General features: G+C 45.2%; 19 protein-coding genes. 8 read left to right on the top strand and 11 right to left on the bottom strand.

Annotated elements, in window-relative coordinates; genetic code table 11:
* Positions 1-25: 25 nt before the first annotated feature.
* Positions 26-1,435 (top strand): glycoside hydrolase family 1 protein, encoded by a 1,410-nt coding sequence (locus tag MKY44_RS04410; RefSeq protein ID WP_341006157.1) that lies wholly within the window; start codon positions 26-28, stop codon positions 1,433-1,435.
* 101 nt (positions 1,436-1,536) lie between these two features.
* Here the strand turns inward: MKY44_RS04410 and MKY44_RS04405 are convergent, their stop codons facing one another.
* The 3 genes from MKY44_RS04405 to MKY44_RS04395 form a co-directional block, all read right to left on the bottom strand.
* Positions 1,537-2,757, bottom strand: a complete 1,221-nt coding sequence (locus tag MKY44_RS04405; protein ID WP_341006156.1) for an MFS transporter — start codon at positions 2,755-2,757, stop codon at positions 1,537-1,539.
* Positions 2,758-2,789: 32 nt separating this feature from the next.
* On the bottom strand, positions 2,790-3,389 hold the full coding sequence (locus tag MKY44_RS04400; protein WP_341009778.1) for a TetR/AcrR family transcriptional regulator: 600 nt from the start codon (positions 3,387-3,389) through the stop codon (positions 2,790-2,792).
* A 148-nt stretch (positions 3,390-3,537) separates the two neighbouring features.
* Positions 3,538-3,954 (bottom strand): VOC family protein, encoded by a 417-nt coding sequence (locus tag MKY44_RS04395; protein ID WP_047840603.1) that lies wholly within the window; start codon positions 3,952-3,954, stop codon positions 3,538-3,540.
* 278 nt (positions 3,955-4,232) lie between these two features.
* On the opposite strand from MKY44_RS04395, the gene MKY44_RS04390 reads away from it, so the two are divergent.
* Positions 4,233-4,988: a class I SAM-dependent methyltransferase gene (locus MKY44_RS04390; RefSeq protein WP_341006155.1), complete on the top strand. Its 756-nt coding sequence runs from the start codon at positions 4,233-4,235 to the stop codon at positions 4,986-4,988.
* A 112-nt stretch (positions 4,989-5,100) separates the two neighbouring features.
* Here the strand turns inward: MKY44_RS04390 and pbp4 are convergent, their stop codons facing one another.
* A complete protein-coding gene (gene pbp4, locus MKY44_RS04385; protein WP_341006154.1) occupies positions 5,101-7,188 on the bottom strand; it encodes a penicillin-binding protein PBP4(5) in 2,088 nt (695 codons plus the stop codon).
* A 177-nt stretch (positions 7,189-7,365) separates the two neighbouring features.
* Between pbp4 and MKY44_RS04380 the strand changes: the two genes are divergently transcribed.
* Entirely contained in the window at positions 7,366-7,770 is a 405-nt protein-coding gene (locus MKY44_RS04380) for a CBS domain-containing protein (RefSeq protein WP_074093601.1), read from the top strand.
* Positions 7,771-7,890: 120 nt separating this feature from the next.
* Here MKY44_RS04380 and MKY44_RS04375 read toward each other — a convergent pair whose 3' ends face one another.
* From MKY44_RS04375 to MKY44_RS04365, 3 genes are read right to left on the bottom strand one after another with little or no spacing between them, the layout of a single operon-like run.
* Positions 7,891-8,331, bottom strand: a complete 441-nt coding sequence (locus MKY44_RS04375) for a hypothetical protein (protein ID WP_341006153.1) — start codon at positions 8,329-8,331, stop codon at positions 7,891-7,893.
* Positions 8,328-8,777 carry a hypothetical protein gene (locus MKY44_RS04370; RefSeq protein ID WP_341006152.1) on the bottom strand — a complete coding sequence of 150 codons (450 nt, stop codon included), beginning with the start codon at positions 8,775-8,777 and terminating at the stop codon, positions 8,328-8,330. The genes MKY44_RS04375 and MKY44_RS04370 overlap by 4 nt, the downstream gene beginning before the upstream one ends.
* Before the next feature lie 25 nt (positions 8,778-8,802).
* On the bottom strand, positions 8,803-9,279 hold the full coding sequence (locus MKY44_RS04365; RefSeq protein ID WP_341006151.1) for a GyrI-like domain-containing protein: 477 nt from the start codon (positions 9,277-9,279) through the stop codon (positions 8,803-8,805).
* A 347-nt stretch (positions 9,280-9,626) separates the two neighbouring features.
* On the opposite strand from MKY44_RS04365, the gene MKY44_RS04360 reads away from it, so the two are divergent.
* Together MKY44_RS04360 and MKY44_RS04355 are read left to right on the top strand one after the other, a co-directional pair.
* Positions 9,627-10,229, top strand: coding sequence for a hypothetical protein (locus MKY44_RS04360; RefSeq protein ID WP_341006150.1), 603 nt, complete (start codon positions 9,627-9,629; stop codon positions 10,227-10,229).
* Positions 10,230-10,465: 236 nt separating this feature from the next.
* Positions 10,466-12,706: an S-layer homology domain-containing protein gene (locus tag MKY44_RS04355; RefSeq protein ID WP_341006149.1), complete on the top strand. Its 2,241-nt coding sequence runs from the start codon at positions 10,466-10,468 to the stop codon at positions 12,704-12,706.
* 136 nt (positions 12,707-12,842) lie between these two features.
* Here the strand turns inward: MKY44_RS04355 and MKY44_RS04350 are convergent, their stop codons facing one another.
* From MKY44_RS04350 to MKY44_RS04340, 3 genes are all read right to left on the bottom strand, one after another.
* Positions 12,843-13,829, bottom strand: coding sequence for a phosphotransferase enzyme family protein (locus MKY44_RS04350; RefSeq protein ID WP_341006148.1), 987 nt, complete (start codon positions 13,827-13,829; stop codon positions 12,843-12,845).
* A 406-nt stretch (positions 13,830-14,235) separates the two neighbouring features.
* Complete coding sequence (locus tag MKY44_RS04345) at positions 14,236-14,784, bottom strand: hypothetical protein (protein ID WP_341006147.1); 549 nt, start codon at positions 14,782-14,784, stop codon at positions 14,236-14,238.
* Positions 14,785-14,809: 25 nt separating this feature from the next.
* Complete coding sequence (locus MKY44_RS04340) at positions 14,810-16,372, bottom strand: ArnT family glycosyltransferase (RefSeq protein ID WP_341006146.1); 1,563 nt, start codon at positions 16,370-16,372, stop codon at positions 14,810-14,812.
* Positions 16,373-16,545: 173 nt separating this feature from the next.
* Between MKY44_RS04340 and MKY44_RS04335 the strand changes: the two genes are divergently transcribed.
* Positions 16,546-17,997, top strand: a complete 1,452-nt coding sequence (locus MKY44_RS04335; RefSeq protein ID WP_341006145.1) for a CAP domain-containing protein — start codon at positions 16,546-16,548, stop codon at positions 17,995-17,997.
* 151 nt (positions 17,998-18,148) lie between these two features.
* On the opposite strand, the gene MKY44_RS04330 is transcribed toward MKY44_RS04335, so the two are convergent.
* Entirely contained in the window at positions 18,149-18,547 is a 399-nt protein-coding gene (locus MKY44_RS04330) for an iron chaperone (protein ID WP_091038905.1), read from the bottom strand.
* A gap of 184 nt (positions 18,548-18,731) precedes the next feature.
* On the opposite strand from MKY44_RS04330, the gene MKY44_RS04325 reads away from it, so the two are divergent.
* Together MKY44_RS04325 and MKY44_RS04320 are read left to right on the top strand one after the other, a co-directional pair.
* The gene (locus MKY44_RS04325) at positions 18,732-19,052 is read left to right on the top strand and encodes an ArsR/SmtB family transcription factor (RefSeq protein WP_017690570.1); all 321 of its coding nucleotides are present in this window, start codon (positions 18,732-18,734) and stop codon (positions 19,050-19,052) included.
* Positions 19,053-19,151: 99 nt separating this feature from the next.
* On the top strand, positions 19,152-20,234 hold the full coding sequence (locus MKY44_RS04320; RefSeq protein ID WP_341006144.1) for a saccharopine dehydrogenase: 1,083 nt from the start codon (positions 19,152-19,154) through the stop codon (positions 20,232-20,234).
* Positions 20,235-20,240: the final 6 nt, after the last annotated feature.

Raw genomic sequence — 20,240 nt, 5'->3', positions numbered from 1 at the left:
GAATTCAACTTAGGAGGAACTAACCATGAAACATACTCAACTGAAACCATTTCCTAAAGATTTTTTCTGGGGAGGTTCAACCTCTGCCTATCAGATTGAGGGAGCCTGGAATGAAGATGGTAAAGGCCCTTCTGTCATCGACATGGGGAATCATGTGGAAGGCGTAACCGACTTCAAGGTAACCAGTGATCACTATCATATGTACAAAGAAGATGTGGCGTTGCTCGCCGAAATGGGCTTTAAAGCCTACCGTTTCTCGATCGCATGGACACGCATCTATCCGCAAGGAGCGGGTGAGGTGAATCCGAAGGGACTCGCCTTTTACGATTCCCTCATTAATGAGTTAATTAAATACGGTATTGAACCCATTGTGACCATGTATCACTTCGATCTTCCTTATGCGCTTGAAGAAAAAGGCGGCTGGTCCAACCGAGCAACGATTGATGCTTTTGAACAATATGCCAAGACCCTATATGAGAACTACGGAGATCGGGTTAAATTTTGGCTGACCATCAACGAACAAAATATGCTAATTCTGCATCCTGGCTCTCTGGGTACACTGGATACAACACTTGTTGATCCGCAAAAAACACTATATCAGCAAAATCACCACATGCTGGTTGCTCAAGCTAAAGCTATGGTACTGTGTCATGAAATGCTACCTGAAGCCAAGATTGGCCCAGCTCCTAATATCGGTGTAATTTACCCGGCGAGCTCCAAACCCGAAGACACACTTGCAGCTGATAACTATGCTGCCATTCGTAACTGGCTCTATCTCGATATGGCGGTATATGGACGTTATAATCATATTGCCTGGAGTTATCTCGAAGAGAAAGGATATACGCCCATCATTGAAGACGGAGATATGAATATTCTTGCTCAAGGAAACCCTGACTTTATTGCGTTTAACTACTACACTTCCCAGACGGTTGGTGAAAGTCTGAACGATGGCAATGACTTCTCACATACAGGAGACCAGCATGAAATCGTAGGTGAACCGGGCGCATATAGAGGATCTGTGAATCCCAATCTGCAAAAAACGGAGTTTGGTTGGGAAATTGATCCGGTGGGCTTCCGCTCTACCCTGCGCCAAATCTACTCCCGTTATCATCTGCCATTGATTGTTACGGAAAACGGTCTGGGTGCCTTTGATAAACTGGAGGAAGGCGATGTCGTTAACGATCCATATCGTATTGAATTCTTCAATAAACATATCGAACAGATTCAACTGGCGATTACGGACGGTGTGGATGTATTTGGCTTCTGCCCTTGGTCTGCGATAGATCTGGTCAGCACACATCAAGGGTCGAGCAAACGTTATGGCTTCATCTATGTGGATCGTGAGGAATTCGATATCAAGGAATTGAGACGTATCCGCAAACAAAGTTTCCATTGGTATCAAAAACTGATTGAAACGAACGGAGAAATTCGTTAATACACGTACTATTAAAAAAGTCGACTGCACATGAAACATGTGTAGTCGACTTTTTTGGTGTTGATGCATTGATGTGGAAGCTTTCTTTTCCAATTATAAAATTACATTTCAGCCTTCGGTTGCTTTATCGCTTTGGCCCCTCTGAGTACCCGTAGGGATAACAGGAAACAGATCGCCAGAACAGCAGCAGCCGAAACATAAGGATAGTTAATATTCACATCGAACAATGCTCCAGCTACGATTGGACCTGCGATATTCCCCAAGCTGGTATACGCCGAGTTCAGTCCGGCCACAAAACCTTGTTGTTCTTGTGCCAGTTTGGACATCTGTGTACTGATCGCCGGACGTAAGATATCCATTCCCAAAAAGACGATAAACGTTACGACAAGAATCATCCAGTACGTACTTACAAACAAGGTTAACAGTACAAATACGGCTACAAATAACAGACAGACTGAAATGACCATCTTTTCACCAAACCGGTTGAGCAACCAACCGATCAGGGATACTTGCACAACCGCACCTGCGATGGAACCAAATGTAATGATAAATGCAATGTCTTTGGTCGTGAAACCAAACTTGTGATCCACAAATAGTGAAAATACCGTCTCATAGTTCGCTAGACCAAATGCCATAACAAATACAATAATCAAACTGAAAAAGTACGGTTCACGGTATGAATTCAGCAATTGGGATACCATACCCGGAGCTTTGGCCTTCGTTAAACCAGGGATAGGTTTACTTTGTTCTCCTGTGCTTCGCGTGGATTCCGGCAAAATAATCAATGTAATGATGGATGCCAGCAAACCGGCAACCCCAGCGGCGTAGAACGGAATTCGAATGCCAAAGTCCGCAATGTACCCACCAATTCCCGGGCCGATAATAAATCCGGTTGTAATCGCTGCATTAATCAATCCCATACCTTTGCCGCGTTCTTCCTCTGTTGTAATATCTGCGGTGTAAGCCATAACTGCCGGGAAGATCATCGCCGCACCAATACCACCAAGCATCCGGGCTGCAAAGAGCAGCACTGGTGCATTGACCGCACCAAACATAAACTCGGATACGGCAAAGATCAGCATACCGCCAACGATAATTTTTTTACGTCCCCACGTATCCGACCATCGACCCGCAAGCGGGGAGAACAGAAACTGAGTGAAGGAAAATGCCGCTACCAGCAATCCAACCGTGAATCCGGTGATATGCAGTAGATCCATATACGCAGGCATAATCGGCACAACGAGACCAATACCCGTAAAAACAAGAAAAATATTAAACATTAACAGCAGCAGTGCGCCCCTGTTCCGTGTTAGTAATGCCATGATTCCATCCTCCGTAGTTGTCAAAATGTTGCTTAAGCTTTATCTTTTGCAATCCCGTGCAAGAATACACTAGCGGCCTGGCGGTATAGAGCGAGAGCCTGATCAGGCTCCATCCCCCGTGACATCTGACTAAGACCAATAATGGTACTTTCCAATATCAGTGCGAGATTATTTACATTGTCTGCTTTGAACTCACCGCTCTCAATGCCTTGCTCTATCATTTGTTTATTAAATTGAATATGCCGCTCAAACATTAAGGAGATCCGTTCCTCAATATCATTTTCTTTCTTTTCCCCTGTGAAGAACTCATCAGCCGCCTTTGTCAGCGGGTGATTCATGTCATCCATGACGAGTTGTTCAGCTAGTCCGTATATCTTTTCCGTGGAGGTGCGATAGAGATGTTCTTTGGCCGCCCAATTCTCTTCCCACTCCCGATCCCACTCATCGATTAGATAGAGGAACAGACCTTCCTTACTTTTAAAATGGTAATATATATTGCCTTTGCTGCTGCCCGTCGCAGCTACAATATCCTCAATGGACGTTGCTTTATAACCTTTTTGTACAAAAAGGGCTTTGGAAGCATCCGCAAGTTTCTTCTTGGTCTGCTCGGTTTGAAGTTGCTTTTTATTCATATTCATTCCATTTCACTCCGTCCCATGCATACTGAACATTCGTTCTGTATTTTAACAGATGCACCCAATATAAGCAATGAAAAAGGTGCGACAGACAAAAAAAGAACCTTCCTATAAATCTAGGAAGGCTCTAGTTATTTTCATTCTATCACTCTGAAGGAAAAGCGCTGAGATCCATATAGGAAACTTCCCACAGGTGATCATCCAGATCCTGAAAACTCCATCCGTACATAAATCCGTGATCTTGTGGTTCGTTGGATGGCTTCCCTCCTGCATCGAGGGCAGCTTGTACAATCACATCTACCTGCTCACGGCTATCTACAGACAGGGCAACAATGACTTCGGTTGTATCGGCGGCATTGGAGATTTTTTTCGAAATGAAGGATTGGAAACGTTCCTCCACCAGAAGCATGGCATAAATATTTTCCCCGATGATCATACAAGTAGCAGACTCGTCCGTAAAATTGGCGTCAAACTCAAACCCCACCTTGGTAAAAAACTCAACGGATTTCTTCAAATCTTGAACAGGTAAATTGACAAAAATCTGCTTGGCACGAATAGCCACCATGGATCACCTCGAACTCATAGAATAGATTCCACCTCAAAATAACACCTCGCGTATACGCTGTCAATTGAATATAATGGAGACATTCCAACTTGTGAGGTGACACGGATGTTGCTCCGTATTGTTCGAAGTAAGTAGTCGTCGAGCTGGGTCAAAACGCGTACCAGCTATCAAGGGATACGTCTGCCCATTTGATCCTATTCGACCATATACACTAGAACGATTTGGCACAACTCTCTTGTCCTATTCAAACTAACTCACATTGGAGGAATATGAAAATGAAAAACAAAATAGATTACGCTGAATTTTATGAACGTGTAGGCCGGAAGAACGGCTGGAACTTCAGCTCCATGAACGTGGTCTCGGAGAACATCGGATGGAACTTCTATGAGGAAGTTGTTCGCCATACGCGATCGTCCGATCTGTTGCTGGATATTGGAACAGGTGGTGGAGAAGCCATTCTGTCCATTGCGGAAGAAGCTTTATTGCTAGTGGGAATTGATCTCGCTCAAGGAATGATTGAGACCGCACAGCATAATCTTCAGGCTACGGGCGGCCATACCAACGTACGCTTTCTTCATATGGACGCAGAAAAACTGGATTTTCCAGATTGCTTCTTTAATGTGGTATCTTCCAGACACTCTGGGTTCTCTGCTTCAGAAGTATTTAGGGTTCTTGCTCAGGGTGGGATATTTCTAACCCAGCAGGTCAGCGAACATGATAAATCCAACATTTCAAAAACTTTTGGCCGTGGACAGAGCCTTGGCATTCAACCTCGCACATTGATGGAACGATACAAGTATGAACTTCAAACAGCAGGTTTCCATGACATTCAGGCCCGTGAATATAATGTGGTGGAGCATTATGCTACACCCGAAGATTTGATGTTTCTCCTAATCCATGCACCCATCATTCCTGATTTCGGAAAGGTAGACACTGACTTTGAGCAATTCCAGCAGTTTGTGAAAGAAAATCACGACGAGAAGGGCATTCGTACCAACTCGGCACGCTTCATGATCACTGCAAGGAAATAAATGATCCCATATTGAATAAAATGAAACAAGAAAGACCCGGTCACATGTGAGAACTATAACATGGTGACCGGGTCTTTTTATTATGCTTGCGAGGCTATATATTAAATCGGAGTTACTGCGTAATCTTCAACTTTTCCAAAAAAGGCTTTAATTTATCCACGACATAGTGGCTTCCACCTCGGCCGTTCACCTCTTCAATTACAGCGGATAACAGGAAGGTCGGAGAGTCGGTATCAAACACTACGAAAAATCCGTTTTCCTGCCCCTTCTCTCCCTTCTTCGCTTTCAGTTCCGCTGTTCCCGTCTTGCCCGCGAGTCCTCCAGGAATTGAATTCAAAGTGTGGGCCGTACCTCCCTGCCGGGAAACAACTTCTCCCAAAGCATCCTTAACCGTATTTGCGGCTTCCGGAGTAATAATTACCTCAGGCTCAGTGCTTTCTTTTCCCTCGATCAAAACAGGTTTCACCAGCTTCCCTTCATTAATAAAAGGTGTAAATGACGACGCCAGATGAATCGGGGACATTAACATCTCCCCTTGCCCGTAGGACGTATCAGCGAGTAACACCTCAGACGACAGATCCAGATGTGCTTCGTTGGCATATTGGCTTGGCTTCAGATACAGTTCATCCAGTCCAAAGTTATCGCCAAAACCAAACTTCTGGATCCCATCAATAAACTTGGCGCTACCCATCTCAATCGCTTCCATGGCAAAGTATATATTGTCCGAGTACACTAGTGCATCGACCATGTTAACCGGGGATAAACTCTTCACACGCTTAACATAATAACCGCCCCAGCTATCGTCTTTACGCCATTGCAAGCCAGAGATATCATGGGTTTTGTCCGCTCTGGTCACCTTCTCCATCAGCCCCGCTGCGGCTGTAATCGCTTTGAAGGTTGATCCTGGTGCATACCGGGTAGTGACTCTGTTGATAAAAGGAAGCTTCTCATTCGCCGAATAAGCATCCCACTCTGCCTGAGTAAGTCCTGTGACCATTTTGTTCGGGTTATAGGAAGGTGCACTGACCAACGCCAGCAGGTTGCCATCCGTCGGATTCATTAGAACCATTGCACCGGCGTCTCCACCACTGGATAATGTCTGATACAATTTCTTTTGCTGTTTGGAGCTAATCGTCAGCTGAACATTCTGTCCATCTACAGCATCCTTGCGAATAAGCTCAGAACGGGAGTTACCGGATTCATCCGTGATTTCAATCAAACCACCACGTTCACCACGCAGCTGTTTCTCCATGGACTGCTCCATACCCGCTTTGCCGATCCAATCTTCTGCGCGATAATACCCTTCCGTATCCTTATCCAGATCTTCCTTGGTGGCTTTGCGCACATAACCAATCAGGTGCGCAGCCGCCTCGCCGAGTGGATAATAGCGGATTTCCTTGCTTTGCATCGTAACCCCGCTTAAAGATTCTGGCACGTCAAACTCCTCCGTTGAACCAATCGGGACAAAATACTCCGGCTTCACCCATGTCTGCGCAAGCGCCTTGCGAATGGCATCTTCCGAAACCAGATAATGGCTCGCGATTCGAGCAATCATCTGGTCCGGGTTATCACCAAGTTTCTCAGGTACAATGCCCCATTCATTCATCGTGCCCTTGGTAGCGAGCGGCAAACCATCACGATCCACAATGTCTCCACGATCCGGGAACAGTGTCCTCACTCGTACCTTACTGCCCTTAACCATGTCATTTAGGATCAGCGAAGGCTGCCAGTTAATTTGCCAGTTTTTGCCCCCGTCCTCAAGCTCCTGCCGGACCAGTTTCAATGTATGCGTCTCACTGACTTCACCCAAAAAAGTTGTCAGTTGCAGGTTGTAATCCACCTCATACGTATCCGGGTTTTGTTTCTCTGCATCGGTCTTACTGCCAACGGAAGCCGTTTCGGCAACCTCCACAGGTTTAACCTCCGCCTTGACGGTGGATACTTCCATACCCGAATAGATCGCATTGTATTTCTCAACAAATTGTTCCTTGTTCATGCCCGACTCTTGCAGCGAAGCAGGTGTCATCAAGGTGTACAACTGGTCAAATTCTTTTTTTTGCAGATGCTCTATGTATTGATCCACGGTAGTCTGGGGCTTGGCCTCTGCTTCTTTGTTATTCTGCATGTATAGATACATTCCGATTCCACCTGCAAACAAGATGGGCAGCAGTCCGTACATTAATTTACGTTTGGATTTCATGGTTACATCACCTCTAATATACACTATAGATTTCCAGCGCCATTTAAACAATGAAACAAATCTGACGAATTTATCATTAAAAATAGCCGAAAGCTCACATAATATGTTTAAATAAGGATAGTGAGATTACATACTAAAGCTTTTTTGCTATGCAAAAGGCTGAAAAGGAGCCCGATGATGGAAATCAGCTATTTTTTACTCCCCAAAGCCGAAGTGGCCTATATCAAGTCTACCGCTTCCATGAAAGATGCTATTGAGCAATTGGAATCGCACCACTACACCGCCATTCCCGTGATTGACCAGGATGGAAAATATGTTGCTACCCTGTCCGAAGGCGATTTGTTATGGAAAATGCGAAATACACCCGGATTGACTTTTGATACGATGGATCAGGTTCAGGTCCATGAGATTAACAATCGGGTATATAATGAATGTGTATTCATTGAGGCTGAAATGGAGGATATGCTGACACTTGCAGCAGACCAAAATTTTGTGCCCGTGGTGGATGTCGATCGTGTCTTCCTCGGTATTATCCGTCGTAAGGATATTATTGAATACTATACGCGTAACATTTCGGATTAGATGAAGTGGAACATCCTGTAATAAGTAATAAACGAATATTCAACTCGAAAGGGTACTCCTGTGGTCATGTTTGGCCAAACCGGGGTACCCTTTTTGTTTCATGGTATGGTCGGAATCACTCTAGGTACGCTTGGCGCGCTCTTTCTTATAATAGTTCAACACGTCCCTTGGGCTTCCCTGGAATGCCCGCTCTTTGCCGAACTCATACGCCTGATGCAAATACGAATACGCCTCGTCATGCTGTTCAAGTCTCATGCAGATCATGCCGAGATCGATCAACGGACTCGTATTTCTATCCGAACTCCGCGTACTTAACGATATCTCAGCCCACGGCTTCGCCAGTTCATACTGCTTCAGATCGATATGTGCATTCGCATGACAGGATGCGATCCAGCTTGCAATCTCCCATTCCATCTTAGGCTCGGGCAACATGCCCCATGCCTGATCATAATAGATAAGTGCTTGTTCATGCTGCTGCGTCTCATCCAGCACATTACCGGCTTCTACCGTTTCTACAATTTGTCGCTCCAGTTCGGCATGTTCCGGTGTCAGATCTTTCATTGCACCGTCTCCTCCTCCAGAACGAAATACCACTCCAGAAAAGCATTGAAATCAGCCCACTGTGGCTCACTCTCACCATTAAGAAACCGTTCAATCGATTCGCCCAGTTCCACCAGCACCACTTCTCCCGTCTGACGGTTGTAGAAAAATCCACCTTCACCTTCAAAACTGTCCAGTGGAATATACGCCTCGGGAAGTCCCAGTGTAAGCTGTGCTACATTCATGTCTTCCATATATACGGTGTTCTCCATAAACCAGCAGATCTGATACAACTCCTGATGCCTGCTGTAGAAAGTTGGTCCATCCTCTGCATGTAGATAAAATTGTGCAAATTCCGACTGGAGATCAATCTCAAGCTTCCGTAATGCTTCTTCATATTCTGCTGGAATATCTTCATGCCACCAGCCTTGCTCCTGACAATGATCAATCACTTTAATGGATAACATCGCTGACCTCCTAATTCAATTTTGCTCACACAGATTTTATAGGTATCCAAACTTGGGGAGGTGTGCCGTTACCTCTATACACTTCAAGTTCCGGAATCCCTGCATGCTGATATGAAGTGGAAGGAAACCACTCTGTCATAATATGGAGCCACAACCGTTGTATCGCCTCCGGCTTTAATTCATCCGCTTCAAATACAACCCAATGGGACGCGGGAAGTTCGATGGACACCAAACCTTCAGGCACTTCACCAGAGTGAGAGGTAGCAATCCAGTACTCCATTTGATTGTCCTGCAGCTCTCGCTGATCTACACAGATGCCCACCAGACCGGGAATAGCTCCGTTATTGAACCTGTTTAAACGTTCCTCAATTCCGTCTGCCAATGCATCCTGCCACATCTTAGGAATTTCTCTTAAATTCTCACCATCCACATAAGAGAACGTTCGTTTGACGCCCACAAAGGTAAGGGACTGTTGTTCGATCACATGTTCATTCACATTCATTAGATGGACTCCTCTCCGAGAGCGATATGGGGCATGGTTTCCCATGACCCATTCATGAAAACATTGTCTCATAATTGATATGTATCTCCGATATGTCCTACAGTTACTGTATCAAAAGAGTAGGTAGATTGGAAATAGTGCCAGTACTCCTGTTCATATGAAAGTAGCAGGAACAGAAGTAGACATGCGATTCATGACTTAAAAGAATACTTACCTACCATTCGTTCCTGCTCGATGTTTTGGGAGATAGACATACTGGGTTCTTCCTGTCCTTCATTTCCTTATTCTGGTGCAACTTTCTCCCTACTCGTTCGTCTAAATACTGACCAACAACTAAGGAGATGACTATGCGAATAACTTGCAGCCCCGGTTTCCCAGGAAGCATGATTGGATCAATTGATCTTCAGCCATCGAAGTATTACAGCAAACCTTCCATTAACAGCAAGATCACAGATTATGTTGACCCCGAACTCATTACCATTCCCTATGTGGAAGATTCGGAATTCGGATTACACTTTGACAACATGAAGGTTATGAACGGAACTTATAAAGATGAAATGCATGTGAGCTATGATGTCGAATTTACGATTGATGTAGATAAAAAAGGTTACATTACGCAATTTGAGCATACGTTCCAGCTGGAACGTTATTTGGATCTGGTGCGAACGCAGTCTTATAAAGTGATCAAGACAAACTGGCGCGGACAAACATTTCACGTGATGACGTACAGTTACCTGGAGGAAGTCATTCATCCGAAAAATGTTCTTTTTAAATGTAACAATGCCGAGGATGTCTTCGTCGTGGCTGAACTTATGCCCCATCGTGTTGGTGGCATTGTGGTACAGCCCAATAATCTTTATCTGCATTTCCGTGCATTAATCTCGGCACGAGATGATCTGTACCCATTAGATTATATGTGTGAGCCTGATTTCGACCTGAGTCTCGACTAAAAAGTAGATACATATGTAGAAAGAGCATAAGCTGTCCCGAATCAGCGGGGTGGCCTGTGCTCTTTTTTCAACAAATGAACCACCAACTCCCTAATTTAAACTCCCTCCTTCATACGCTCGGCCTTATCTTCCCATGTCTGGCTCTAAGCAAAACCAGCTGTAATGTCGATGAATATACCATAATGCTGAACATGCATATGTTCTTCGTACGTTCAGATATGAAAGGGGTTGGAAACATGGTATACCGGAAAAATAAAATGCATTCGCTGTTCGCTCTGCCCTTGGCAGGCCTGCTGTTTCTGTTATGGGGTGCTCAAGCGGCACATGCGGAACAGGTCGACAGTTTGTTGCCTGAGCGAAGTCAGCAAGAGATCGTTCAAAAGTGGAATCAGTGGATGAATGGCAATGATACATCTCCCCTGTATACAGAGACACCTTCGACAAGTGCTCCCTACTCTGCTGGTGTGGTAAGTGACGCCTATCTGGAACAAGGGCTGAACGCAGCCAACTTTTATCGTTTTATCACGGGGCTACAGGGCGATCTTGTCCTTGATCCTACCTTGAATCGTCAAGCCCAACATGGGGCTGTTGTGGTCTCCACGGGTGGATACCTGTCCCATTATCCAGAGCAGCCAGGAGATATGCCAAAGGATTTCTTTGACACCGGTTCAAAGTCTGCCAGCAGCTCCAATCTGTACGTTACCAGCAGTGCCAAGAATAACGTCCTGACAAAAAGCATACAGGCCTACATGAATGATTCAGACGCCTCCAATATTGATCGACTCGGTCATCGGCGCTGGATTTTGAGTCCACAACTGCAACGAATCGGATTTGGACTCGCCACTCGTAGTGAAGCAGGCAAGACATATGATCAGTACTATAGTGCCATGCAGGTATTTGATAAAAGCAGAACTGGGGGAACTTCGTTCAACTACAGCCTGTTCCCGAATCAGGGTGCATTTCCAATCGAAGCCTTTGGCAGTACACAGGCCTGGTCTGTTCAACTGAATACAGATGTATTCGCGAAACCATCACTATCTGAGGTACAGGTCGAGATGACTCGGACTTCCGATCAACGTACGTGGACCTTTAATGCCAACAATCAGAACAGTGGCTTTCCAACCGGTTATTACAACGTGGACCCTGCAGATAAACAATGGTTTAATCAAGCCTATTTCAATGTAGAGACAGGTGGATATGGATATGGCTACGCCATCATCTTCCGTCCGGACGATGTGCAATTGTTAAAGAACGGCGATACGTTCGACATTCGAATTACAGGTCTGCAAAAGAAAAATGGTACAGCAGCGGAGATCTCATACTCCACACGTTTCTTCCATGTGGACGGTGTTCAAGATACAACACTTACCCGTATAACGCCAGGACAACCAAACCTGAAAGTCCGAGCAGGAGAACAGATTGATCTACCTTCGATCATTGCCGTGAATGATAACGGAACATCCTATGTTCCCCAGTCTAACGTTTCCTTCACTACGACGTCAGATCGCATTGCCATCAAGGATGGAAAAATCATTGGACTGCAGGCTGGTAAAGCCGAAATTCGGATTCGTTTTGAAGGGAAAGAAGTGGTTGTCTCTGTTACGGTAACGGGAATTCCCCAATTAACTGATATCCGCACACATTGGGCGAAAGATGCCATTCAATGGGCCGTTCAACAGGAGATGGTCAGTGGATACGAGGATGGAACGTTCAAACCCAACAATCGGGTGAGTGAGGCCGAATTCCTCTCTATGGTATTCAAGCTGTATGCGAATTCCCATGTGATTCAGAGTATCGATGCTGCGGAGGGACAAGCTGTCAAAGGAAACATCTGGAGTGATCGTTATTATACCTATGCTTCCGCGTTGAATCTGAATCTGGATGCCAGCAAACAGAATCCAAAGCTGCGCAATCATGCCTTGAACCGAACAGAAGTAGCCGTAATCGTGGCGGGGCTTGGCGGTAAAAATTATACCCAGGATGAAGATGCCATCCGGTATCTGCTGAACATGGGATACTCTTCAGGCAAAACCGCTGCTACGGTGCAAGGTTATGCAGGAAATGAATCCTTGACCCGGGCAGAAGCCGTTGTTTTTCTCCAGAACCTGAAGGAAAAAGGCTTCGAACTATGGAGCAGACCGAAGAATGCCACTGAAGCTACCGAGAATGAAAAGAACGGCGGACTACCGGATCAGACCATGAAAGCTGTATATTCTGCAGATCACACGCTGGTCCTTCAAGGTACGTTCCCGGCGTATGCCAACCAGACGATGCCGATCAAAATCCATGGTCCTTCGCCTGCTGTAGAGCACATCCAGACGCAACAGGTTACAACAGATGCCTATGGCAATTTCAAACTAACGCTAAGTAACCTTGATGCAAAGGAACTTAACCTCTATGTGGACGTGCGCGAAGATTATTCCTACTGGATCAGTGTAGAGGCGGGGCGAACTGCGATAAGTGATTATACCGAGTAACATGTAAAAACCAGCTTAGGAATTCAACATTGAATTCCCAGCTGGTTTGTTTGTTATGAGGACTGATTTTGATATGAGACATGACATACGTTCAATGTTCAGTGTATTGGTGGATATAACTTTTTACGTGTAGAAATTAAATCGGATGACCGAATTGCTCTGCCTTTTCTGTCATTATCCTCGCTAACCTCGCTCTTAGTCCGCTCATCCACTCCGGCTCATGTGACCACTGCTCTGCAACAGATCGAAGCATACGCACATAACCGTACAAATTGGCAAAACGGCGACAAGCGGGGAACATACTCTCCAGATCATAACGTTCTCCCGCCTTGGACCAATACCCGTTCAGGAACAATTGCTTCTTCTGCTCCCATTGATCAGGCTCGATCTCCTCACGTAAACTATCCAGACTCTGTTCCACGTCCATCGCGTACCAGTGATACATCGAGTCATCAAAATCAATGGCATAACAAGACTGGCTATCTTCGTCATAGAAGACATTATCGAATTCAAAATCGTAGTGGATGAGTCCGAAATTTTGCTTGTTCACAGACCAGGCTGCAAAATATGTTCGGAGAAACTCCACCTCGTTCAGAGCAGCCGTTTCACCAGGAAAACCCTTCAAGATCTCCTGCATCCAATCCAAAGCATCCGTATAGGTCCAGCGTTTCTCCTTTTGCTCAGGCATGAATGCGCGCGATAGATGATGCAGCTCACCCAATGCCTGACCATAGCTGTACAGGATGGAGTCATTCAAATCAATACTTCCTAACTGCGATCCGGTGACTCGCTTGAATACGGAAGCAAAGTACGTTCCCCATGGCGTGTGAGCCTCTACAAGTTCTGTCCCTGAATGAGAAGGTACAGACTCCATGGCTCCATAATGATTTGTTCGAAGATAACGGAGGAACTCCAGTTCAGCGCTGAGGTTGACTTGATTTTTTTCCTCTACCGGGGCAAAACGAAGCAATCTCACTTCCCCCTGATCTCTGAACGGATACACGGCATTGGAGGATATGCGATAATACTGAAACATATTCAGCGACTCAGGATCATAGTTCCAATTTTTTAGAATCATCTCGGCAAGAGCATTATGTTGAAATAAATATTTTAATTTTAACATGGGCATTTCTCCTTTTTGATCGTTTTATGTGCATTGCTTGTAGGCAACGAATGCCTATTTTTGCGCGCAAAAAGCCGCAGGCTATGCCTGCGGCTTTTAAAAATTCTGAGTGTATGAGATATTTGCACAAGCAAATAAATCTCGCATACGCCAGAAAAAATGAGCAGTTATATCCCTATATATCGGCAGATCTCAGATCGGAATGGGAAACTGGATGTGTCCCACACTGCATCTGAATGATCTGCCGGAATTATTCAATTTATGCTTACCTTCATTGTAGTGATAGAACATACCATCTTAGACCGTCGTTTCATGACGCTCACTCCCTTCAAAAAACCAGTTGTTTCCATAATAGCCGATAAGCTAAATGTAAGCAATTACAAAATGACGATAATCCCATCATTTTTTACTGGACAACCATCACCCGTTCCACCGTCTCGGTGTTGTCCTTATACCACACCATCACGATGTTTTCTTTTTGAAGATCAGACACTTGAATGGACGAATTCGCACGTGAGCTGGAATTGCCCGAGCGCGGCGTCCCCATGCCTTCCGTGATAGCAACATCATCACTTATATTTAATTTCATCTCCATTCCGGTATCCTTCCATTCCATGCTTGGGGATGAGGTGTTCTGCACCTCAAGTAACGCTAACGTGACTGTGTTTCCATTCACAGAAATGACTCTACCTATCATGTCGGCATTCATCATCCCCTGCGTCATGTCTGGACTGCCTGTTCGATCATTCATGCCCGCGGTACCCCTTCCACCTCTCGGTGTTCCTCCATTCATGCCCAGGCCACCACCATTCGGCATGCCGAACCCGTTCATACCTTGCACAGAACCGGTGTTGGTAATATTCTGGGCGGTTATAACATCGCAGGCCGTCAGCATAACCAAACATCCCATCAGCAGGAGTGACGTAACCGATGTGAAATATTTATTTTTTCGCATATGATCACCTTTTTCTCAGGGAATATTACTCCAAGGTACCTTTACGATGGAATATGAAGTCATACGTATCTTTGAACCCCATATAGGACAGAACAACCAACAGCGGATATACAGGATAGATGTATCTGGACTTAATCTCCCACAGAATATAAAACCCGATGAATCCGAGAATAACCAGGATCAATGAAACTTCGTCATACCGTTTACGACGAATACCACCGACCAACCGGATGAGAATAAAACAGTACATCAAGAAATTCATCACATATACGATCCAGAGTAACCCCGTCCGATAAGCCGAATCCCCTTGCAACAGTTCTGTTATCACATTCGTGTAACTATAGGAGCCTGCGATTCCGCCTCCCCTTCCTCTTCCTGCACCGATGGAACTTTCATTGCCGATTCCGTAGCGGTCCATCTGGTATGTCCCTTCGGTCCAGGTCCATATGATCTTTTTGTAATACATCTGCACCAAGTCACTCGCACTTGCTTCAGACAGCTTGTTGCCAATCTCTTGTTTGAATAATACTGCACTTTCGGCCTTATTGTAGTTGGCCTGCCTCTGATAGATCTGATAACTCTCCATATTGTCCCAGAAGCCAAAACGCTCCAGATTAATCCCCATGTTCAGCCACATATAGACCGGTGTAGAATTGTCTCCAACAGGTTCGCTCACTGCCCCAGAGGATTGAAGAACCGCGTTCTGAGTCCAGGTTGGGACATTAAACAACATACCCAACACACCGATGGAAATGATAACTTTCTTCGTTCCGATGCTCCTCATGTTCAGCAGGATAGTTATGATGGCAGCGATTAGCACGATCACACCAATGCTTCGGAAGTAATTGCCCATCGCGAGAAACACGGCGGCAATGACGATTGTTTTCCAAGACTTTTCACGCACAAAACGAATGATAAAGTATAGACACGATGTCAGAAATGCTGTGGCAATCACATCGTTATAGATCAGGTTGTTCAGGAACAAGGAAGGCAGGTACGTTGCTGCAAAGATCAACACTCCGTAATCACGTTCTGTGGATCTGTCATTCACTTGTTTATAAATAAGATAAATCATGAACGTTGTTAACGTTGAAAACAAAATATTAAATAGTTTGATGACCAGATAGTTGTCCGGGAATAGGTACAGCAATGTCTTCAGGTACAGCACGATCGAGTAGTTAAACGGGAACATGTGCAGATAACCACCCGTTTCAAACGAAGAGTAGTCTTGATCATACAGCATGTTCATGGCCAGTGAAAGAACGGTCTGCGAATCATCGGTAGGCACTCTCGGAAATACGAAAATGATGGTGACCTGAATGACCAGAGAACTTAGCAGCACAATCGGAATGACAACCTTCGGACTGTATTTGTTCAGCTTCAGACATAGAGCATATAACCCGACACCTGAACCAAGAAGCAAAAGAATGACCGGGAGAAAAATACTCCACTGCTGCATGCCCAAAATGGGATTGTCCCCATATAAGGCGTAGTTGTACTGTGCCCGTACCAACAAGGACGAAGCAATAAACACCGCAACAAACACGAGCAAAATGAGATAAAACGACTTATGCAGCACCTTAGACATGCAAAAACTCCTTTTCGATTACAGGATTCCGTGAGTATTATAATGGCTCTGGCTGAAAAATCGCTGAATTCGAATAAACAATTGCATTCATAAAACTAACGAATTATACCTTTAATGTCGATAAAATACATCGAATACATAATAATATTTTTTTACTAGAAGGAGATTAGAACATGTTTATTCAAAAAAGGTACATCCGCTCGTTACTCTCTCTTCCTCTGGCAGGTCTATTGTTTATGCTGCTCGGAACTCAGCAGATCGCTGCGGCCCCTGTCGACAGTCTGCTGCCTGAGCGAAGTGAACAAGAAATCAGCCAGAAATGGACACAATGGATGAGTGGCAAGAACCAAACTGCAACGTTCACTCAGAAACCCTCGACCAAAGCACCTTACGTCGCTGGTGTAGTAAGTAACACCACATTAGAGCAGGCTCTAGGTGCAGCCAACTTCTATCGGTATCTCTCCGGTTTGGATGGAGATCTCGTTCTGGATCCTGCGCTTAATCGTCAAGCCCAGCATGGAGCAGTCGTTGTTTCTACCGGAGAATTGACTCATTTCCCAGTCCGTCCTGCAGATATGCCAAAAGACTTTTTTGATCTGGGAGCCAAATCGGCTTCAAGCTCCAACCTGTACGCTTCCTATGGTGCTCAAGGAAACCTTGCAGTCCAAAGTGTTGAAGCTTATATGGATGATTCGGATGCAAGCAACATTGCTGCACTCGGCCATCGCCGCTGGATTTTGAGTCCTCAACTGAAAAAGGTCGGATTCGGAATTGCATCCCGGGACAACAAAAACTATGCGAGCCACTTCAGCACCATGCAAGTTATGGATACGAGCCGTTCAGGAAAACTCAATTACAATTACAACTTGTATCCGAATAAAGGGGCATTCCCGATTGAAGCATTCAATGTGTCACAAGCCTGGTCTGCACAGTTGAATCCGGACGTCTTCGCGAAGCCTTCCAATTCGGAGGTACAGGTGGAGATCGTGCGTTCATCGGATCAGAAAACTTGGGTACTGGGAGCAAAAACCCCGGTTAGCAGTGATCCTGCAAAGGCCTATTTCAATGTAAATTCCGATGGTTATGGGTATAACTATACTGTTATTTTCCGCCCAGATAATTTGAAATCCTTGAAGGCAGGCGACACGTTCAACGTTCGCATTACCGGTTTGAAAAAGAAAAACGGGTCCAAAGCAGAAATTTCATATCAGACACGTTTCTTCTCGGTTAGCAATCCTTCACAAGAGCCTGTAACCGATCCACAGAATCCTGGGACAGAACCACAAGACCCTGGAACAGAGCCCCAGGACCCGGATACGGGGAACGAGGATTACCTGGATAACCATCTAATGCAGTTCGAATATACAGCGGATCGTACGCTGAAAGTACGGGGAACACTCACGGCTTATGCAGGCAAAACATTCTCATTCCAGATCCACGGTCCTTCACCTGACGAAAAACATATTCGCACCGAAACAGTGAAGCTGGACGCTAACGGTCGATTCAGTCTGACTGTCCCTAATCTGGGTGTTTCCGACCTGACCATCTACTTGCAAGTGGACCCAAGCTTTATGTATCTGATTCCTACAGCAAGTAATTCAGACGTTACGTATTACTTTGAATAGAAGGGAAGCAAGAGCATAGGAATAAACTAAAGTAAAATGAAGTACGACCAGAGTAAAACCTAGAATCTAAAAACAAAAACAGTCGGAATGCATAGGCATCCGACTGTTTTTTTATAGTTTATGATATGAGCTTTTGTGATAGGAGCTTTAATTACTTCGGTGCTCCCTTTTTGCGTTTCTTTTCCAAGGCGATCTCCACATTTTCTTTCACACGATACTCCACAATCCGGCGGATCAGATCCTCCGGCAATGGCTGGTCCAGCGGAAACTGGACAGATCCCTTTCCCCCTTTATATTTGGAGAGTTCCTCCTGGAAAGCTTGAATTCCCCTGGGAGCAGGGTAAAACCCAATATGATGCTGGTATGCGGCAAAATGAACCAGATTCCCATGCTGTGCATACGTAGGCATCTTGTAACTTATCTTCTCTTCGGCGTTCGGAGCCGCTTCACGAATAATCTGTCTTATTGCCTGTAATCTCACCTGTACATCAGGTGCAAACTCCGAGATATATTCATCTACCAGCACCGAATAATGGTTACTCTCAGCCATCTTGGACTCCTTCCACCACGGATACATCAATGGATTCGTGATACGGGCATATTTGCTTATATTGTACTTCAAATGGACAAGCGGAACAGCTATTTTCCTGCAACTTGGAATGTTAAATTTGATTTTTAAGTGAACTAAGCCTTATAATACGTTTAAACAATTAAACATTATAACGGAGTGAGCCATGAACGAGTCGATGGGTAACCAAAAAGTTATTGATATTTTCGAGAATCTAAGTCCTTATCTTCAAGGTTTGGGAGACCCCGTTCGCCAGCGAATCATATCGCTGCTCATTGATCAAGAGAGCATGAACGTATCACAGATTGCAGAGCATGTCCCCATGTCACGCCCTACGGTCTCTCATCACTTGAAAATATTGCGTCAATCCGGGCTGTTATCGGTTCAGAAAAAAGGTACAGAGATGTATTACAAGCTGGAGTTCAACGATGCGATCGAATTACTCAAACAGCTCGTTCATCTCGTGGAAGTGGAATGTCAGAGCTAGCGCATACCGCGCTGGTGTACTGCATTCCTTTTCTTCACTACTATATGTTCAATAGTTTAAACATATAAGTAGATAAACATATCAACGGAGGTTTACCGAATGAATAGAAAAAGAGTTCTTATCGCTGGAGGTTATGGTGCTGTAGGTGCACAGCTTGCTCGCATTTTGCATGACAGGCATCCTGATCTGGAATTGGTATTGGGAGGCCGTTCTGCGGGTAAAGCAGCACCTTTTCCATCCAATCGTGTCCAAACGGTTGTTGTTGATACCAATGCAGACGATCCACTGATTCACGCAGGAGAGAATATATCGTTAATCATTAATGCAGTGAACGATCTGGATGATCGGTTACTGGTATCGGCAGTGCGGAGAAAAATTCCACTTATCGATATAACACGCTGGACTGAGGTGTTCAATCAAGCGATCCGTACAATAGAGCAGAAAGAGCTTCATGCTCCGGTAGTGCTGTCCTCTGGATGGATGGCAGGAACGGCGTCACTCTTTGCCATGATACTTTCTAACTCTCTGCAACATGTCGAAGTAAACATTCATGCCCTATGGTCGCTGCGGGATAAAGCCGGGCCTGATTCGGCAGCCTTCATGGACCGGATGAGTATTCCTTTTCAGATAACCGAATCCAATACACATCGACTCGTCTATCCCATGACAGATCCGATCAAAGTTCATTTCCCGAACGGGTATACGACTCCATGTTACAGATTGGATACACCCGATCACGTCACATTACCTCATACGAGTCATATCGATTCCGCCAGTTTCCGTATTTCATTCGATAGTAAGGTATCTACCTATGCACTCGCCGGATTGGTCAAAACCGGAGTATGGAAGATGATCAGTGGTGAACGTTTCCAGCCATTCCGGCGGAAATTGCTCTATAATCCGGGAACCGGGAGTGCACATCATCTCGTCATTCAATTGAAAGGGCTGGATGCGAAAGGGAACAAGGTTGAACGAACGATGACAGTCTCTGACCCACTCGGTCAAACTCATATGACTGCACTCGGCGCTGCGGTGCAAGCCGAGAAGATACTGATGATGCCAACGGACAAACCTATGGCTCCAGGCATCTATTTTCCTGAGCATCTGTTTGATGATCGAATGGACATGGATGCGGTTACTCATTTTTTCAAACAATACGGCGTTCAAGTAATCCACTCCTGATCCAGA

It is taken from the genome of Paenibacillus sp. FSL R7-0026 (genome assembly GCF_038004485.1).
In the GTDB taxonomy this organism is placed as follows: Bacteria; Bacillota; Bacilli; order Paenibacillales; family Paenibacillaceae; genus Paenibacillus; species Paenibacillus xylanexedens_A.
This window is presented reverse-complemented; position numbering and strand designations above follow the sequence as displayed.

Bases quoted from the DNA above. Each gene is read 5' to 3' on its own strand.
- MKY44_RS04360 (WP_341006150.1), top strand. From the start codon at position 9,627: ATGCGAATAACTTGCAGCCCCGGTTTCCCAGGAAGCATGATTGGATCA.
- MKY44_RS04410 (WP_341006157.1), top strand. From the start codon at position 26: ATGAAACATACTCAACTGAAACCATTTCCTAAAGATTTTTTCTGGGGA.
- MKY44_RS04330 (WP_091038905.1), bottom strand. From the start codon at position 18,547: ATGGCTGAGAGTAACCATTATTCGGTGCTGGTAGATGAATATATCTCG.
- MKY44_RS04405 (WP_341006156.1), bottom strand. From the start codon at position 2,757: ATGGCATTACTAACACGGAACAGGGGCGCACTGCTGCTGTTAATGTTT.
- MKY44_RS04355 (WP_341006149.1), top strand. From the start codon at position 10,466: ATGGTATACCGGAAAAATAAAATGCATTCGCTGTTCGCTCTGCCCTTG.
- MKY44_RS04320 (WP_341006144.1), top strand. From the start codon at position 19,152: ATGAATAGAAAAAGAGTTCTTATCGCTGGAGGTTATGGTGCTGTAGGT.
- MKY44_RS04375 (WP_341006153.1), bottom strand. From the start codon at position 8,331: ATGAAAGATCTGACACCGGAACATGCCGAACTGGAGCGACAAATTGTA.
- pbp4 (WP_341006154.1), bottom strand. From the start codon at position 7,188: ATGAAATCCAAACGTAAATTAATGTACGGACTGCTGCCCATCTTGTTT.
- MKY44_RS04335 (WP_341006145.1), top strand. From the start codon at position 16,546: ATGTTTATTCAAAAAAGGTACATCCGCTCGTTACTCTCTCTTCCTCTG.
- MKY44_RS04380 (WP_074093601.1), top strand. From the start codon at position 7,366: ATGGAAATCAGCTATTTTTTACTCCCCAAAGCCGAAGTGGCCTATATC.
- MKY44_RS04370 (WP_341006152.1), bottom strand. From the start codon at position 8,777: ATGTTATCCATTAAAGTGATTGATCATTGTCAGGAGCAAGGCTGGTGG.
- MKY44_RS04390 (WP_341006155.1), top strand. From the start codon at position 4,233: ATGAAAAACAAAATAGATTACGCTGAATTTTATGAACGTGTAGGCCGG.
- MKY44_RS04345 (WP_341006147.1), bottom strand. From the start codon at position 14,784: ATGCGAAAAAATAAATATTTCACATCGGTTACGTCACTCCTGCTGATG.
- MKY44_RS04325 (WP_017690570.1), top strand. From the start codon at position 18,732: ATGAACGAGTCGATGGGTAACCAAAAAGTTATTGATATTTTCGAGAAT.
- MKY44_RS04350 (WP_341006148.1), bottom strand. From the start codon at position 13,829: ATGTTAAAATTAAAATATTTATTTCAACATAATGCTCTTGCCGAGATG.
- MKY44_RS04340 (WP_341006146.1), bottom strand. From the start codon at position 16,372: ATGTCTAAGGTGCTGCATAAGTCGTTTTATCTCATTTTGCTCGTGTTT.
- MKY44_RS04365 (WP_341006151.1), bottom strand. From the start codon at position 9,279: ATGAATGTGAATGAACATGTGATCGAACAACAGTCCCTTACCTTTGTG.
- MKY44_RS04400 (WP_341009778.1), bottom strand. From the start codon at position 3,389: ATGAATAAAAAGCAACTTCAAACCGAGCAGACCAAGAAGAAACTTGCG.